Source organism: Streptomyces liliiviolaceus, from assembly GCF_018070025.1.
In the GTDB taxonomy this organism is placed as follows: domain Bacteria; phylum Actinomycetota; class Actinomycetes; order Streptomycetales; family Streptomycetaceae; genus Streptomyces; species Streptomyces liliiviolaceus.
In genome coordinates this window covers 2029102-2044274 of record NZ_JAGPYQ010000001.1, presented here as the reverse complement: position 1 = coordinate 2044274, position 15173 = coordinate 2029102, and the positions used below count along the sequence as shown (strand labels likewise).

16 protein-coding genes are annotated in these 15173 nt (G+C 72.1%); 6 read left to right on the top strand and 10 right to left on the bottom strand.

Going from position 1 to position 15173, the window contains the following annotated elements; translation table 11 throughout:
• Positions 1-23: 23 nt before the first annotated feature.
• Positions 24-416 carry a PLD nuclease N-terminal domain-containing protein gene (locus J8N05_RS08975; protein ID WP_210881896.1) on the top strand — a complete coding sequence of 131 codons (393 nt, stop codon included), beginning with the start codon at positions 24-26 and terminating at the stop codon, positions 414-416.
• A gap of 34 nt (positions 417-450) precedes the next feature.
• On the opposite strand, the gene J8N05_RS08970 is transcribed toward J8N05_RS08975, so the two are convergent.
• The 5 genes from J8N05_RS08970 to J8N05_RS08950 all read right to left on the bottom strand — a co-directional run bounded on the left by J8N05_RS08970 (position 451) and on the right by J8N05_RS08950 (position 3039).
• Complete coding sequence (locus J8N05_RS08970; RefSeq protein ID WP_247706208.1) at positions 451-675, bottom strand: hypothetical protein; 225 nt, start codon at positions 673-675, stop codon at positions 451-453.
• A 204-nt stretch (positions 676-879) separates the two neighbouring features.
• Positions 880-1392 (bottom strand): hypothetical protein, encoded by a 513-nt coding sequence (locus tag J8N05_RS08965; protein ID WP_210881895.1) that lies wholly within the window; start codon positions 1390-1392, stop codon positions 880-882.
• Positions 1376-1867, bottom strand: a complete 492-nt coding sequence (locus J8N05_RS08960; RefSeq protein ID WP_210881894.1) for an RNA polymerase sigma factor — start codon at positions 1865-1867, stop codon at positions 1376-1378. The genes J8N05_RS08965 and J8N05_RS08960 overlap by 17 nt, the downstream gene beginning before the upstream one ends.
• A 174-nt stretch (positions 1868-2041) precedes the next feature.
• Entirely contained in the window at positions 2042-2659 is a 618-nt protein-coding gene (locus J8N05_RS08955) for a class F sortase (protein WP_210881893.1), read from the bottom strand.
• Complete coding sequence (locus J8N05_RS08950; protein WP_210881892.1) at positions 2656-3039, bottom strand: Tat pathway signal sequence domain protein; 384 nt, start codon at positions 3037-3039, stop codon at positions 2656-2658. Before J8N05_RS08950 ends, J8N05_RS08955 begins: the two co-directional genes overlap by 4 nt.
• Before the next feature lie 296 nt (positions 3040-3335).
• On the opposite strand from J8N05_RS08950, the gene J8N05_RS08945 reads away from it, so the two are divergent.
• The 5 genes from J8N05_RS08945 (at position 3336) to J8N05_RS08925 (ending at position 8964) form a co-directional block, all read left to right on the top strand.
• On the top strand, positions 3336-4424 hold the full coding sequence (locus J8N05_RS08945) for a sensor histidine kinase (protein WP_210890091.1): 1089 nt from the start codon (positions 3336-3338) through the stop codon (positions 4422-4424).
• Positions 4425-4539: 115 nt separating this feature from the next.
• Positions 4540-5088 (top strand): GNAT family N-acetyltransferase, encoded by a 549-nt coding sequence (locus tag J8N05_RS08940; RefSeq protein WP_210881891.1) that lies wholly within the window; start codon positions 4540-4542, stop codon positions 5086-5088.
• A gap of 30 nt (positions 5089-5118) precedes the next feature.
• On the top strand, positions 5119-5598 hold the full coding sequence (locus J8N05_RS08935; RefSeq protein ID WP_210881890.1) for a nucleoside deaminase: 480 nt from the start codon (positions 5119-5121) through the stop codon (positions 5596-5598).
• Positions 5591-6604 (top strand): isopenicillin N synthase family dioxygenase, encoded by a 1014-nt coding sequence (locus tag J8N05_RS08930; RefSeq protein WP_247706207.1) that lies wholly within the window; start codon positions 5591-5593, stop codon positions 6602-6604. Before J8N05_RS08935 ends, J8N05_RS08930 begins: the two co-directional genes overlap by 8 nt.
• Positions 6605-6759: 155 nt before the next feature.
• Entirely contained in the window at positions 6760-8964 is a 2205-nt protein-coding gene (locus J8N05_RS08925) for a hypothetical protein (RefSeq protein ID WP_210881889.1), read from the top strand.
• On the opposite strand, the gene ccsB is transcribed toward J8N05_RS08925, so the two are convergent.
• Genes ccsB through J8N05_RS08900 form a run of 5 tightly spaced genes read right to left on the bottom strand, consistent with a single transcriptional unit; the run spans position 8949 to position 14644 of the window.
• Positions 8949-10061 (bottom strand): c-type cytochrome biogenesis protein CcsB, encoded by a 1113-nt coding sequence (gene ccsB / locus J8N05_RS08920; RefSeq protein ID WP_210881888.1) that lies wholly within the window; start codon positions 10059-10061, stop codon positions 8949-8951. The two genes, J8N05_RS08925 and ccsB, sit on opposite strands and share 16 nt — an antisense overlap.
• Positions 10058-11938: a cytochrome c biogenesis protein ResB gene (gene resB / locus J8N05_RS08915; protein WP_210881887.1), complete on the bottom strand. Its 1881-nt coding sequence runs from the start codon at positions 11936-11938 to the stop codon at positions 10058-10060. Before resB ends, ccsB begins: the two co-directional genes overlap by 4 nt.
• Positions 11939-11941: 3 nt before the next feature.
• The gene (locus J8N05_RS08910) at positions 11942-12709 is read right to left on the bottom strand and encodes a cytochrome c biogenesis CcdA family protein (RefSeq protein WP_210881886.1); all 768 of its coding nucleotides are present in this window, start codon (positions 12707-12709) and stop codon (positions 11942-11944) included.
• Between the two features lie 6 nt (positions 12710-12715).
• Complete coding sequence (locus tag J8N05_RS08905) at positions 12716-13339, bottom strand: TlpA family protein disulfide reductase (protein WP_210881885.1); 624 nt, start codon at positions 13337-13339, stop codon at positions 12716-12718.
• A 54-nt stretch (positions 13340-13393) separates the two neighbouring features.
• Positions 13394-14644, bottom strand: coding sequence for a hypothetical protein (locus tag J8N05_RS08900; protein WP_247706206.1), 1251 nt, complete (start codon positions 14642-14644; stop codon positions 13394-13396).
• Between the last annotated feature and the right edge of the window lie 529 nt (positions 14645-15173).

Genomic DNA, 15173 nt, shown 5'->3' with positions numbered 1-15173 from the left:
TCCACAGCAGGGGGAACCACCGCATGCTTCGGGTGCTGATGATCCTGGTGCCGCTGGCACTCAGCATCTACGCCTTCATCGACTGCATCACGACCGATGAGAAGGACGTCCGTTACATCCCGAAGCCACTCTGGGCGATCCTCGTGCTGCTGTTCCCGCTCGTCGGCTCGATCTCCTGGCTGATCGTCGGCCGGGTCCGCACCCCGCGCGACGCCGCCTCGTCCCGCCGGGGCGGCTGGGTCGCCCCCGACGACAACCCCGACTTCCTCAAGTCCCTCAGGGACGAGAGCAAGAACGAGAGCAGGAACGAGAACAAGGACGACGGCAAGGACAAGGGCGAGCGCGACGGCACGGGCGGTGGCAAGGACGACACCGGTGGCGAGGGTCCCGAGGACGCCGCTCCGCCGAAGTCCTGACCGAGGGCGGACGACGGGCGGCGCCGGGACCGGATCACCCGGCGGACGCGGCCAGCCGGTAGAACGCCTGCGTGGTACGCGGGTGGGCCATCTCGTCCAGCAGGTGCCGCCATTCGAGATCGTGATCGTCGCAGGCACCGGAGTGCGCGTCGTCCCAGGCGGCGAGCAGCGGGGCGAGCTCGCTCTCGGGGGTCGCGAGGACGGCGGTCCGGCCCGTGGTCCGGTCGGTGATCGGGCCGGAGGTCGTGGAGATGTTCATGGCGGTTCCTTCCGGGCGGCGGGGTGGCTGATGGTCGACGTTCCGGTCGAAGCTCGTGGTTGAAGTTCGGACCGAACTTCCCCTTGGACTTTCCGAGTTCAACTCTGCCGCCGTCCGCCCGCCGCCGCCATGAAGTGACCTACCGGCCCCGGGGTGGGGTCAGCCCCACCCCGGGGATACGGCCCACCGCCCGACATCTCGTCATCAGGGGGCCTCGGACGGGGACTTCGCGGTCGGAGTCGGTGTCGTCGACGGCTTCTCGGTCGGCACCGCGCTGGGTGCCACCGAGTCCGCGGGCGGCTTGGTGGGGGCCGCCGCGGACGGACCGGTCGACGCGTCGGGGTTCGTGGCCGGGGGCACCTTGGTGGCCTCGGGCGCCGCGGTGGGCCAGCCGGTGTCGGACTCGGTGGGCCCGGTCGACGGCGACGGAGCGGGCGAGGCCGGAGGACCGCTCGTGGACGGCGGAGCGAGGGGGACCGTCGGGGACGCGGGCCGGTCGGGCGCCGCCAGCCGGACCGGCAGCGCGACGAGAGCGGTGACGGCGCACAGCAGGCCGGCCCCGGCCGCCGCGCGGAGCAGCCGGCGGCGGGCCGCGCCGCGGCGGATCGCCTCGTACCGGCCGGGGGGCGGACCGAGGTAGTCGGACGCGGGCCGCAGGATGACGGCGAGGGGGTCGTCGGGGTCGAAGTCCGGGCCGTCGTCAGAGTGTGTGATCAACGCTTCTCCTCAGATGGGCGCGGAGCAGTTCGCGGGCCGCGTGGAGATCGGCCTTGACGGTTCCTTCCTTGCGCCCGGTCAGCAGGGCCACCTCCCGGATCGGCATGTCGGCGTAGTAGTGCAGCAGGATCGGGACGCGCAGCCGTTCCGGCAGCGACTGCACGAGCAGACGCACCGACGGATCGGTCTGTTCGCTCTCCGGGCGGACGGCGGCCTCGGCCGTCGCCCGGCGCACGGCCCTGCGTTCGCGCTCCAGTTTGCGCCAGTGGTCCCGGACTATGTTGGCCGCGGTCACATAGAGGAAACCGCGGGGCTCCGCCACGGAGGTCCAGCGGGCCCACAGCCGGGTGAACGCCTCCGAGGCGATCTCGTGGGCCGTCTCGTCGTCGTCGACCAGCCGCCGGCACCAGCCGGCCAGACGCGGGTAGAGGGCGGCGAACAGCTCGGACGCTGCCTCCTCGCGGGACCGTTTCAACGCTCTCCAGGTCGTGACGCTCGTGGTGGGGGCTCGTGGGGCTCACCCGGAAGGATCCCGGACCGTCGGCGTACGGTTCCGGCGGCCCGGGATCCAGGGCGTGCGGCGCGCCGGGTCAGGAGCACCCGGCGCCGCTAAGACTCAGCTCGGACTCAGCTCGCGCTCAGCTCGGGCTCAGCTCGGGCTCAGCTCGGCGAAGACGATCACGCTGTCGCGGTAGCCGTCACCGCTGCGGGGGCCGCCGCAGGTGATGAGCCGCAGCTCCGGCCGGCCCACGTCCCCGTACACGTCCTGCGTCGGGAACTCCGCCTGCGCGACCGTCCGTACGGCGCTGACGGTGAACTCCGCCGCCGTGCCGTTCTCCAGCCGCGCCTCGATCCGGTCGCCCCGCCGCAGTCGCTTGAGATCGAGGAAGACGCCGTCCCCGTACCTGCCGACCGTGACATGGCCGAGGATCACCGACGGGCCGACCTGGCCGGGCGTCGGCGAGTGCCGGTACCAGCCCGCCCGGTCGTCGGCCTCGACCGGCGGCACCTCCACGCTGCCGTCCGGGGCCAGCCCCAGCTTCATGACGGGCGTGTCGACCTCGATGGCCGGGATGCGCAGCGCGACGGGCACCGAGCGCGCGAGGGCGCGCACGTTCTTCCCGGCGGATCTCGGGGGCGGTGACGAGCTCTCGTGGCCGCGTTCGGTGACGGCCCCGTCACGCACGCCGCCCCCTCCCCCGCCGCAGCCCACGAGCAGGGTGGCCATCGCCGCGGTGACGAAGGCGCGCCTGGACGGCAGGGTCACGCCCCGGTCGCCCGTCGGCGGCGTACGACGTAGACCGCCGCGCCGCCCAGCGCGACCGCCGCGGCGGCGCCCCCGCCGATCAGGCCGCTCTCGCCGCCGGACGTCGAACCGGTGGACACCTCACCGGTGTCGGGCGCTCCGCTCGGTACGACGGAGACCTCGGCGTCCGCGGGAGCCTTGGACGGCGCCTCGGTCGGCGCGGCGCTCGGCTGGGTGGCCGGCTCGCTCTCGGCCGGAGCCGGGGCCTTGGTGGGTTCGGCGCTCGGCTTCGCCGTGGCCGGGACGGGGCTCGGGGTCGACCCGTCGGCGAACGCGGGCACCGTGCTCGCCAGCACGGCGGTGCACGCGAGTGCCAGGGCGCTGAGGACAGTTCGGCGCATGTGTGCTCTCTCTCATCGGTCCGTCCGCACGGTGGTACGGCGGACGGCTGCGTTGCGGATGGCGAGCGGAGAGACGAGACAGCGGCCGACCGGGTTGTAAAGAAAAGGCAAAGTCCTCGAACGGGTAAGGCACCGCCGGACACCGGCCCCACCGGGTACCGCCTCGTCCTAGGCTTGGCCGACGATCGGCAGGGCCGGGGGGAGACGGAACGCGCGTGATCCGGGTTCAGGCAGCAGGGGACGACGAGGCACCGGTCCGCAGCTCCGTGAAGGCCGTATCCGTCAGAGCCGCGTTCGTGAGAGCCGTACCGGCCGACGCACTGCTCGCCGCCCTCGCGGCCGTGGACGTCGGGCTCCAGCTCGACGACTACACCCCGCTGGAACTGGCCCTCTCGGCCGCCGCCTGCGCGGCGCTCGTCGTGCGGCGGCGCTTCCCCCTGGCCGTGTTCCTGCTGTCGCTGCCCGCCGCGCTCTTCTCGTCGGTCGTCGTGGTGCCCCTGGCCGCCCTCTACACCCTGGCCGAACGCAGCCGGGACCGGCGGCTGCTCGTCGCCTGCGCGATCGCGTCGGCGCTGGCCTCCGCGCTGCCGTGGCCGCTGTCGGAGTACACGCAGGACGACCGCTTCTGGACGTTCGTGGACTTCGTCTATCTGCTGGCGACGGCTGCCGCGCCCGTCTTCCTGGGCCAGCTGGTGCAGGCCAGCCGCGATGCCGCCGACCGGCTGGCCGAGGTGGAGGAGGCACGGGAGCACGAGCGCCGGCTGCACGCCCAGGGCGTCGTGGCCCGCGAACGGGCCCAGCTGGCACGGGAGATGCACGATGTCGTCTCCCACCAGGTGAGCCTCATCGCCGTACGGGCCGGGGCCCTCCAGGTCGGTGCGAAGGACACCGAGACGCGCGAGGCCGCGCGGGCGATCCGCGGGCTCAGCGTGACCACCCTCGACGAACTGCGGCACATGGTCGCGCTGTTGCGTGCCTCCGGCGGCCGTACGGCCGAGTCGGCGCCGCAGCCGACCCTGGCCGACCTGCGGCAACTGGTCGACACCAGCGGTATCGAGGTGACGCTGAAGGGCGCGCTGCCGTCCGGCATCGGGGCGCCGGCCGAGCGCGCGGTCTACCGGACCGTGCAGGAGGCCCTGACGAACGTACGCAAACACGCGCCCGGCGCCACCACGACGGTGTGTCTGTGGCACGAGGACGACGGGCTGGGGGTGACGGTCGTGAACACCCCGCCGACCCGTCCGCTGCTCGAACTGCCGGGCTCCCGGGTCGGGTTGATAGGGCTCGGCGAAAGGGCGGAGAACCTCGCGGGCTCCTTCGAGGCCGGCCCCACGGCCGACGGCGGCTACGGAGTTCGGCTGCGCCTGCCCACGACGACCGACTGATCCACCGGCATCGACGGAGGGCAGGGCAAGGCAAGGCGGCTGATGCAAGTAGCCGAAAGAGGGGCGACGGCGTTATCCGGTTGACGCCCGCCCGCCCACACGCTTGCCTGCTGCGATGACCGAACTCCGTATCGAGCGGGTCGACGCCGCCGCCTCCGAGGCCTCTCTGGAGGACTGGCGGCACGTCCACAACGTGATCGTCCCGCCGGCCGCGCTGTCCCCGGCCGAGGTCCGCGACCGGGCCGGGCGGTACCACCTGGAGGTGGCGTACCTCGACGGCGTACTGGTCGGCTGCACGACGGTCCGGCCGCCCGAGGGCGAGGAGGCCACGGCCACCGTGATCGCCCGCGTGCTCCCCGGCCACCGCCGCCGGGGGTTCGGCGAGCGGCTCCACGAACGGGGGCTGGCGCTCGCCCGGGCACTCGGCGCCACGACGATCGAGACCGTCGTGCTGGCCGCCAACGCCGAGGGGCTGCGGTTCGCGCTGGCCCACGGGTACGTGGAGTCCGACCGCTACACCCTGCCGAGCGGCGGCGACCCGTGGATCGATCTGCGGCTGCGTGGGGCTGAAGGCAGGGGCGCAGCCCCGCCTTCGGGGGCGCGGGGAACTGCGCGGCCCGCCCCCACCGGCCCGCGGACGAACGGGGACCGGCCCGAGGAGTGATCCGGGGGCCGATCGGGGAGAGTGGATGCCATGAGCGACGGCTTGGAACACGTGGAGCGCCTCGACACGGCGCGGGCCCGCACCTGGCTCGCGACCGCCGTCGAGGAGGCCAGGACCGGCCTCGCGGAGGGCGGCATCCCGATCGGCGCCGCGCTGTACGCCGCGGACGGCACCCTGCTCGGCCGGGGCCACAACCGCCGCGTCCAGGACGGCGACCCGTCCACGCACGCCGAGACGGCCGCCTTCCGCGACGCGGGACGGCAGGGCTCCTACCGCGGTACGACGATGGTGACCACGCTCTCGCCGTGCTGGTACTGCAGCGGTCTGGTCCGGCAGTTCGGGATCTCCCGGGTGGTCGTCGGGGAGGCCGAGACCTTCCACGGCGGACACGACTGGCTGGCGGAGCACGGCGTGGAGATCGTGCTCCTCGACGACGCCGGGTGCGTCGCCCTGATGCGCGACTTCGTCAGGGACAACCCCGCACTGTGGAACGAGGACATCGGTGAGTGACGCGACCTCGGTGAGTGACACCGCCCCCCGCACCGGGCCCAGCACCGGGCCCCGGGTGCCGACCGTCGATCTCGGTCCGTGGCTCTCCGGCGACCCCGAGGCCCGTACCCGGATCGCCCGGACGGTCGACCGCGCGCTCCAGAGCGCCGGATTCCTGCTGGTGACCGGTCACGGCGTCGACCCCGGCCTGCGGGTACGCGTCCGCGAGGCGGCCCGCGCCTTCTTCGTGCTGCCCACCGAGGCCAAGGAGCCGTACGCGGTGAAGGTAGGCGGCCGGGGCTGGCTCGGACCGGGCGCCGAGGCCAACGGCTACGCGGAGGGCACACCGACCCCGCCCGACCTGAAGGAGTCCCTGAGCTTCGCGACGCACGAACCCTTCGACGACCCGAGGATCGACGCGGAGTGGTGCGCCCCGAACGTCTGGCCGGCCGAGGCCCCCGGGCTGCGGGCCGTGTGCGAGGAGTACCTGGCGCGGATGGCCGAGTTGGAGAACCACCTGCTCGCGCTGCTCGGCGAGGCGCTCGGCCTGGAACCGGACTTCTTCACCCGGCACATGGACCACCCGACCTACGGCTTCAACATCAACTGGTACCCGGGCAGGGAGGTCGTCGGCGAGCCCGAGGAGGGGCAGTTCCGCATCGGCCCGCACACCGACTTCGGCACGGTCACCATCCTCGACCGGCAGGCCGGCAAGGGCGGGCTGCAGGTCTGGACGGACGACGGCGGCTGGGAGGACGCGCCCTTCGACCCGGCGGCGTTCACCGTCAACATCGGTGACCTGATGGCCCGCTGGACCGGCGACCGCTGGCGCTCCGGCCGCCATCGCGTCCTGCCGCCGCCCGCCGACGAGCCCACCGAGGAGCTGATGTCCCTCGTCTACTTCGGCGAGTGCACCCCGGGGACCCGCGTCGAGTCGGTGCCCGCCCCGGTCGGCCGGGTGGCGTACGAACCCGTCGACTCCCATGTGTACCTGCGCTCGAAACTCGACTCGATCACCGTGAACTGAACCGGCCCGGTCGGACTGCGCCGACGGCGCCGACATTTGCGTAAGCCCGCGGACATCATCCGTACCACTCCGAAGCAACGCCCCCTGTTCGCCCCACGGTTGATACACCTCACCTCTACGAGAACCGGACCCGAGGGGTCCCAGGGGGAGATGCGGTGCGCAGAAGGCTGTACGGGCGAGGGGCGTTGTTCGACACGGAGCCGCCCGGCCTCGCTCCACGGCTGGTCGGCCTGCGCCCGTTCCAGCACGGGCCCAGTCCCTGCGAACACCCGAGGGAACTCCCCTTCGTGGTGTTCGCCGGGGCCCGCGGCCTCGGCAAGAGCGCGGTGCTGGCGGAACTGCGGGCCGCGTACGAGGGCCGTACGCCGCTCGCCCTGATCGACTGCGAGGCGGACCGGTTCGCGGGGCCCCCCGCGGGACGGCCGCACGAGGTCTGGTCGCCCGTGGCACAGGCGCTGGTCACGATCGCGGAGCAGCTCGCGGAGCCGGTCGCCGACGCGGGACGGATCCCGTTCCCGCGGCTCGCGACGGGCCTGCTGGCCGTGGCGGCGGGCGGCTGGAACGACCGGGACATGCCCCGCGCCCGCCGGGAGGCCGAACGGATCCTGCTGCTGAACGACACGGGCTCCTGGGCCGGCGGACACACGAGCCGCTGGGTCGGCCGGGTCTCGGCCCGTCTCACCGACCCGCTCACCGGCCCCCTGCCGGGTACGGGTCCGGTGGTCGAGCCGGTCGTCGAGGCCGCCCTGGAGACGTTCTCCGAGGGGGTCTCGCCCACGCACCGCCGGCTGCGGAAGGCCGCCGCCTGGTACCGCGACCACCCGAACGCCGACGGCAACCCCAAGCTCGGACTCCTGCTGCTCTCCGGCCACTTCAGGGCGGGCGGCGACCCGCGCACCCACGCCGAGGGCCATCTCGTACGGGCCCTGCTGGCCGATCTCGACGACGCGTACGGCGGTCCGCTGCCGCGCGCGAACCGGCCCGGGCGTCCGGTGGTCCTCATCGACAACGCGCAGAGCGCGCCCGGCATCGGGCTGATCGGAGCGGTGCTGCGGGACCGGGCCGGCGGTATCGCCGACCGGGTGGCGTTCTTCGCCGGTCTACGCGGGCACGGTCATCCGGCCCTGCGCAACGCGACCCGCAGCACCCTGTCCGCGCTGGCCCGCACGAGTGGTTGGGAGCCCGGCGGCACGGCCTCGTCGCGGGCGCTGCTCGTCCCGCTGTCACCGCTGTCCCCCGACGACACCCCGCGCGTCGTCGAGGCGGCCTGCCGAGGGCTCGCCGTACCGTCCCGGCTGCCGGGCGCCGCCCACCGGCTGACCCGCGGCAGCCCGCTCGGTACGACGCTGTTCGCCGAGTCCGCCCGGCAGAACCTGTCCCGGGGCGCCGGCACCCCCGGCGAACTGCTCACCGCGGACCTCGTACCGCAGGAGGCGGACGGGGCTCACGAGACGGACGAGGTGGACGAGGCGGAGGAGAAGCGCGGGGTGCGTGAGGGACGGCCCGCCTACCGTGAGCTTCTCGACCGGCTCACGCCGGACGGTGGCCGGGACGAGCTGGCGCTGCTGGCCGTGGCCCACGACCGCGAGTCGGCGTGCGCGCTGGCCGCGGCCCGGCTCCCCGGCGACTTCGGCGCGGTGGGGGTCCTGGCCCTGGAGGCGCGGCTCGCCGAGGAGGGCCTGCCCACGGTCCCCGGTCAGTTCGTCGGCGATCCGTTCCTGCGGGCGCTGCTGCTGCTCGGCCTGCACCGCAGGGAGCCGGACCACGGCACCTGGAAGGCCGCCCACCGCACGCTCGTCGCCCACTACACGGACATCCCGGCCGCGCCGGACGGCCCGCGGGACGGTCCCGGCGACGGTCCGGGTTCGAAGGAGCAGCGGATCCTCTACCGGCTCCTCCACGAAATGGCCCTCGGCGCCACCGAACCGGCCGTCACCCATCTGCGCGACGCCTTCCCCCGCCAGGACACGAAGGCGTGGCTGCGGGCGCTGGTCCTCCTCGCGTCGGCGCCGTACCACCCCGCGCCCGTGCCGGCGCCCGTCCCTGACGGATACGGCGGCGTCGCGTCCGACGCCCGCGCCCGGGTCGCGCTCGGCCGCGTCGGCACCGGCCCGCCCCCGCCCCAGGGCGCGGACACCGCCCTGCATCTGCGGATACGCCGACTGCTGCACGGGGTCTGGCAGGTGACCGATCCGCTGGCGCTGCCGGACCCGGTCGTCGCCGAGCGGCTGCGGTCCGAGCTGGAGCATCTGTCGAGGCTCCGGCCGGTGGACGTGGAGCCGCTGCTGCGGGCCTCCGTGCACTGGCCGGAGGACGCCCTGTCCGGCCGCCCTCTCCGCCTCGGTCAGACGCCGGCGTAGGAGTGCTTGCCGGTGACGAAGATGTTCACTCCGTAGTAGTTGAACAGCCAGCAGGCGAAGGCGGCGAGCGCGATGTACGCGGCCTTGCGGCCCTTCCAGCCGGCCGTGGCACGGGCGTGCAGATAGCAGGCGTAGGCGACCCAGGTGATGAACGACCAGGTCTCCTTGGGGTCCCAGCCCCAGTAGCGGCCCCACGCGTCGCCCGCCCAGATCGCGCCGGCGATGATCGTGAACGTCCACAGCGGGAAGACGGCGGCGTTCACGCGGTACGAGAACTTGTCGAGCGAGGCCGAGGCGGGCAGCCGCTCCAGCACGGAGGTCGCGAAACGGCCGGGCTTGCCGCCGGTCGCGAGCTTGTTCTCGTAGCTGTCCTTGAAGAGGTACAGGATCGTGCCGACCGCGCCCACGTAGAAGACCGCGCCGCAGAAGATCGCCGTGGAGACGTGGATGTACAGCCAGTACGAGTGGAGCGCGGGCACCAGCTGGTCGCTCGCGGTGTACAGGACGGTGACGGCGAGGCCGAGGTCCAGCAGGACCGTGGTCACCAGGAAGAGGCCCATCCAGCGGACGTTCTTCTTCATCGCCAGCAGCGCGAGGTACACACCGACGGCGACGGTGGAGAAGGTGACGTTGAACTCGTACATGTTGCCCCACGGCGCCCGCTGCACCGACAGGGCACGGGCGAGCACACCGCCGAACGCGATGAGGAACGCGAGCACGGTGAGGGAGATGGCGATCCGGCCGTACAGGTCGCCCTGCTCGTCACCGCCGTGCGCGCCGGGCCCGTCCGGCACGTCCCGCGCACCGGCCGCGGCACGCGTGACGACCTGGGGCCGCTCCAGCACGGCGGTGCCGCCCGCGTTCTGCACGGTGACCGCCGGGGCGGCCGCCTTCTTGCCGGCCTTGTCGGCCTTGTCGGCGGTCAGCGCGGCGGCCGTCCGGCCGACCTTGCTGCGGCTGCCGAGCAGCCATTCGGCGATGTACGCGAAGAAGGCCAGCGTGTAGACGGCCATCGCGGAGTAGATCAGCGTGTTGCTGACGTTCGCGAGGTGCTCGTTGGTCGCGGCGGCCAGGTCGGTTGCGGCGGCGAGAGTCACTTCGTCTCAGCCCCTTCGGCAGGTACGGCGGGAGGTTCGGGGGTAGGGTGCTCGTTCTCGGAGGCGGCGGCTGGGGCTGTGGTGTCCGGGTCGGGGTCCGGGGTGTCGGGTGTGCCCGGCGCCAGGTCGTACAGATGGCCCGCCAGGGCGCCCAGTTCCTCGGGGACCTTGGCGGACTCGCTGCGGCCGAGGCCCGCCATCTCGACGACCGTGACCCCGTCGGGGCCGGTCACGGCCCGCACCCACACCCGGCGGCGCTGGATGAAGAGGGAGGCGGCGAGGCCGAAGATGGCGCCGAAGGCACCGGCGAGGGCCCAGCCGGCCCCGGGCTGCCGGGTGACCTGGAAGTTCGCCCACTCCTTGACCCCCTTCTCGAAGGTGATCGAGCCGGCGCCGTTCGGGAGCTGCATGGTCTCGCCCGGCTTCAGGTTCTCCCGCAGCTGCTTGCCCTTGGAGTCCTTGAACTCCTTCATGTTCTTCTTTTCGAGCTGGTACACGCTCTGCGGCAGGCCCGCGTCGACGCCGAGGTCGCCGTGGTACGCCGTCAGGTTGAGCACCGGGTTCAGCAGCGCCGGGAACTGCGAGACCACCGCGGTGCCCTCGCCTCCGTACGCCGGGAGGAAGAACGCCTGGAAGCCGAGCTGCTCCTGCTTGCCCTTGGCGTCCTTGTAGCCGTCCATGACCTTGATCGCGCCGGTCGAGGTGACGTTCGAGTCGAGCGGCAGCAGCGGCACGGCCTGCTGGTAGACGATCTCGCCCTTGCCGTCCCGGACGGTGACGACGGGCGCGTAGCCGTGGGCGGTGAGGTAGACCTTCGAGTCGTCGATGTCGAGCGGCTGGTTGACCTTGACGGTCTTCTTCTGCTCCTTGCCGTCCGCGCCGACGCTGTAGTCGACCTTCGCCTGGTACGTGCGCGGGGTGCCCTTGTTGGGTCCCGTCTCCTCGTACGTGCCCTCGAAGTCCTCCAGTACGAAGCTGAAGGGCTCCAGGTCGTTCGTGTCGAAGAGGCTGCCGGACTTGAAGTCGTCGTACTGCGTGAGGGTGTTGGCGAAACCGTCGCCCTCGACGATCAGTTTGTTGCCCTCGGACTTGAAGAGCTGGCCCCAGGCGAAGGCGACCAGCATCACGATCAGCGCGATGTGGAAGGCGAGGTTGCCGACCTCGCGCAGATAGCCCTTCTCGGCGGCGACCGCGTCCCCGTCGAGGTGCGCGCGGAAGCGCCGCTTCTTCAGGAGCTTCAGCGCCTCGTCCCTGACCTCCTCGGGCGCGGCCGCGGTCCGCCAGGTCGTGTACGCGGGCAGCCGGGTCAGCAGGCGCGGGGCGCGCGGCGGCCGGCCGCGCAACTGGCCGACGAACTGCCAGGTGCGGGGCACGATGCAGCCGATGAGCGAGATGAACAGCAGGAGGTAGATCGCCGAGAACCAGGCGGAGCTGTAGACGTGGAACAGCCCGAGCTTCTCGTAGATCGGCCCGATCGTGGTGTGCCGGGCCAGGAAGTCGGCGACCTTCGTCTCGTCGGTCCCGGACTGCGGGATCAGTGAGCCGGGGATCGCGCCGAGGGAGAGCAGGAAGAGCAGGATCAGCGCGACCCGCATCGAGGTCAGCTGGCGCCAGATCCAGCGGGCCCAGCCGGTGACCTCGCGGCCGGTCCACGCCAGCCATCCCAGGGCGCCCGGTGCGCGCGCGCCACCGAAGGAGCCGGGCACGACCGTCTCCCGCGGTGCGGTGGACAGCTGGGCGCCGGCGGCACCGAGATCGCCGGCGTCGCGCGTCGCGGTGTCACCCGTCGCGGTGTCACCCGTACCGTTCTCGTCGGTCCGGCCGGTCTCGTCGGTCCGGTCGTCGGTCCTCGCGCCGGTGTCCCGTGTCGCGCTCATGAGTCAGATCCCTACCGTGAAGCCGTTGGACCAGCCCTGCATCTGCTGCACGATGCCGTCCCACGCGCCGGTCAGCAGGAGCAGACCGGTCGCGATCATCATTCCGCCGCCGATCCGCATGACCCACACGTAGTGGCGCTTGACCCAGCCGAAGGCGCCGAGCGCCTTGCGGAAGGCGACGGCGGCGACGACGAAGGGCACACCCAGACCGACGCAGTACGCGACCGTCAGTATGGCCCCGCGACCGGCGCTCGCCTGGTCGGAGGAGAGCGCCAGCACGGAGGCGAGCGTCGGTCCGATGCACGGCGTCCAGCCGATCCCGAAGAGCGCGCCCAGCAGCGGGGCCCCGACCAGACCGGCGACCGGCCGCTTGTGGAAGCGGAACTCGCGCTGGGTCAGCCAGGGCATCATCCCCAGGAAGAACACACCCATGAGGACCATGAGGACGCCGAGCACCTTGGACATCGTGTCCTTGTGCTCCTGGAGGGTCGAGCCGAAGTAGCCGAAGAGCGCCCCGCCGGAGACGAACACGAGGGTGAAGCCGAGGACGAACAGCGAGGCCCCGGCGACCATCCGGCCGCGTCGCGCCTCGGCCAGGTCGGTGCCGCTGACGCCGGTGACGTACGAGAGGTAGCCGGGTACGAGCGGCAGTACGCACGGGGAGAAGAAGGAGACGAGCCCGCCGAGCAGGGCGATCGGAATGGCGAGCACCAGCGCCCCGTCGAGGACGGTCCGGTTGAGGTCGGTGCCCGCGGCCACGAGAAGAGACACGAGCGGTCACTTCTCCGCGAGGATCGGCTTGAGCATCTTGCGCAGATTGTCCTCGCTGAGCGCGGACAGCGACCGGGAGGCGACCTTCCCGTCCCGGTCGAGGACGAGCGTGGAGGGGATCGTCTGCGGGTTGAGCGTGCCCTTCTTGAAGCGGAGCATCAGCTTGCCCGTCGGGTCGTACAGGCTCGGGTACTCGACGCCGTGCGCCTTCTCGAAGGCGAGGGCCGGGGTGGTGCTGGTGTCCCGGGTGTTGATGCCGACGAACTGCACGCCCTGGTCCTTGAGGTCCTCGGAGACCTTGACGAAGTTCTTGGCCTCCAGGCGGCAGGGGCCGCACCAGGAGCCCCAGACGTTCAGGACGACGATCTTGCCCTTGTAGTCGGCGACGTCGAGCTGCTTGCCGTCGATGGTCTTGCCGGACAGCTCGGGCGCCTGTGCGCGGCTGCCCTTGTCGACCGTCGCGATGCCGTCGGAGCCGGTGACGAAACCGGTGTCGCCCGACCCTCCGGACTTGCCCCCGGATCCGCACGCGGACAGGAGCAGCGCCGCGGCGACGGCCGCTCCGGTGACTACGGCGGCACGGCTACGGGTCCGGTCGGTGCGCTGGACGGCACGGCTGGCGGCACTCATGTGAAAAGTTTCGCATGTCCGTTCCGGGGATCTTGCGCACCCCCCTCGCGGGGTTCAGGCGGCCTGATCCTGACCGAGGAACGCCTTCCAGCCGCCGGTCGGTTCCTCCCCCACACCAAGGGTCCGCAGCTTCTCCAGAACGGCCGCGTCCTGCGCGTCGAGCCAGTCCACGAACTGGCGGAACGACACCAGGCGTACGTCCTTCTTGCCCGCGATGTGCTTCAGCGCGTTCTCGACGGCGTCCATGTAGATGCCGCCGTTCCAGTCCTCGAAGTGGTTGCCTATGAAGAAGGGCGCACGGTTCGTCTCGTATGTACGCGTGAAGCCCGCTATGTACGATTCGGTCGCCTGCTTGCGCCAGGCCGGGTAGTTGGCGGGCGGGGCCTGGGTCGAGTTCACGGACTGGTTCGCGAGGATGTTGTAGTCCATGGAGAGGACCTCGAAGGTGTGCCCGGGGAAGGGCATCGCCTGCAGCGGCAGGTCCCAGACGCCCTCCTTCTTGCTCGGCCAGACCTGGGTGCCGCCGGGCGAGGAGGCGTCGTAGCGCCAGCCGAGTTCGCGGGCGGTGGGCAGGAGGTTGTCCTGGCCCTTCAGACAGGGGGTGCGGCCGCCGACGAGTTCCTTCTCGTAGTCGAAGGGCAGCGAGGGCACCTCCTTCTCGCTCCAGCCGGTGTTCGTACGCCACTCCTTGACGAAGGTCTTCGCCTGGTCGATCTCGCTGCGCCACTGGGCCGGCGTCCAGTTCTCCACCGTGCCGGTGCCGCCGCAGAAGTGGCCGTTGAAGTGGGTGCCGATCTCGTGGCCGTCGAGCCAGGCCCGCCGGAGGTTCTTCAGCGTCGACTTGATGTGGTCGTCCGTCAGATAACCGATGTCGGAAGCGCCCGGCGCGTTGTTCGGCGGAAGGTACTTGCGCTTTTTCGACTCGGGCAGGAGATAGAGCCCGGAGAGAAAGAACGTCATTCGCGCGTCGTGCTCTTCGGAGAGCTTCAAAAAGCGCTCGAAGAGGCCGTTGCCCACGTCTCCCGCGCCGTCCCAGGAAAAGACGACGAACTGCGGCGGGGTTTCCCCGGGTTGGAGGGGCACGGGCTTCTCGGGCTGCTTGGGCTGCTTGCCGGTGAAGGAGGTGGAGCCGTCGCCGAGGGGGCGGGCGGGGCGGCCGCCGCCGCTGTCACCAGGCTTTCCGGAGCCGCCGACGTGGTCGGAGCCGCCGCCCAGGGCTGTGCCGCAGCCCGTGATCCCCATGGCGGCCGCGGCTGTGGCCCCGGCTCCGAGGCCCAGCATTCCCCTTCGGCTGATGTCGCGCATTTCCGTCCCCATTCGTCGTGCTCGGCGCCCAAGCAATCTGGACACGTGGTTAGAGGGCACGACGAAGAGGGGGGTTCCCCCGCCCACTCAGATATTTCGGTGACTGTCCGATGGCGAACTTGTGACGAACGCACGGGAACCGGCCGGGGGGTGTTGTTCGCCTGCGCCCCGGCGGGGGCTGGTCGCGCAGTTCCCCGCGCCCCTGGGGGGGGGAGGGTGGCGGGGCTGGAAATTCGGCTGCGGGTCGGTGGGGGTTGCCCGCGCCGTTCCCCGCGCCCCTTAAGGGCGGGTCGGTGGGGGCTTGTCGTGCGGTTCCCCCGCGCCCTTGTGAGGGGGAGGTCGCGAGGCCGGAAGTTCGGCTGCGGGCCGGTGGGGGTCGGGCGCGCAGTTCCCCGCGCCCCTTGAGGGCGGGCCGGTGGCAGGGCGGGGCGCAGCCCCGGCTTTCAGGGGCGCGGGGAACTGCGCGGGCAACCCCCACCGGCCCGCACCTTCAGGGGCGCGGGGAACTGCGCAATCCTTTGGGCCGGCC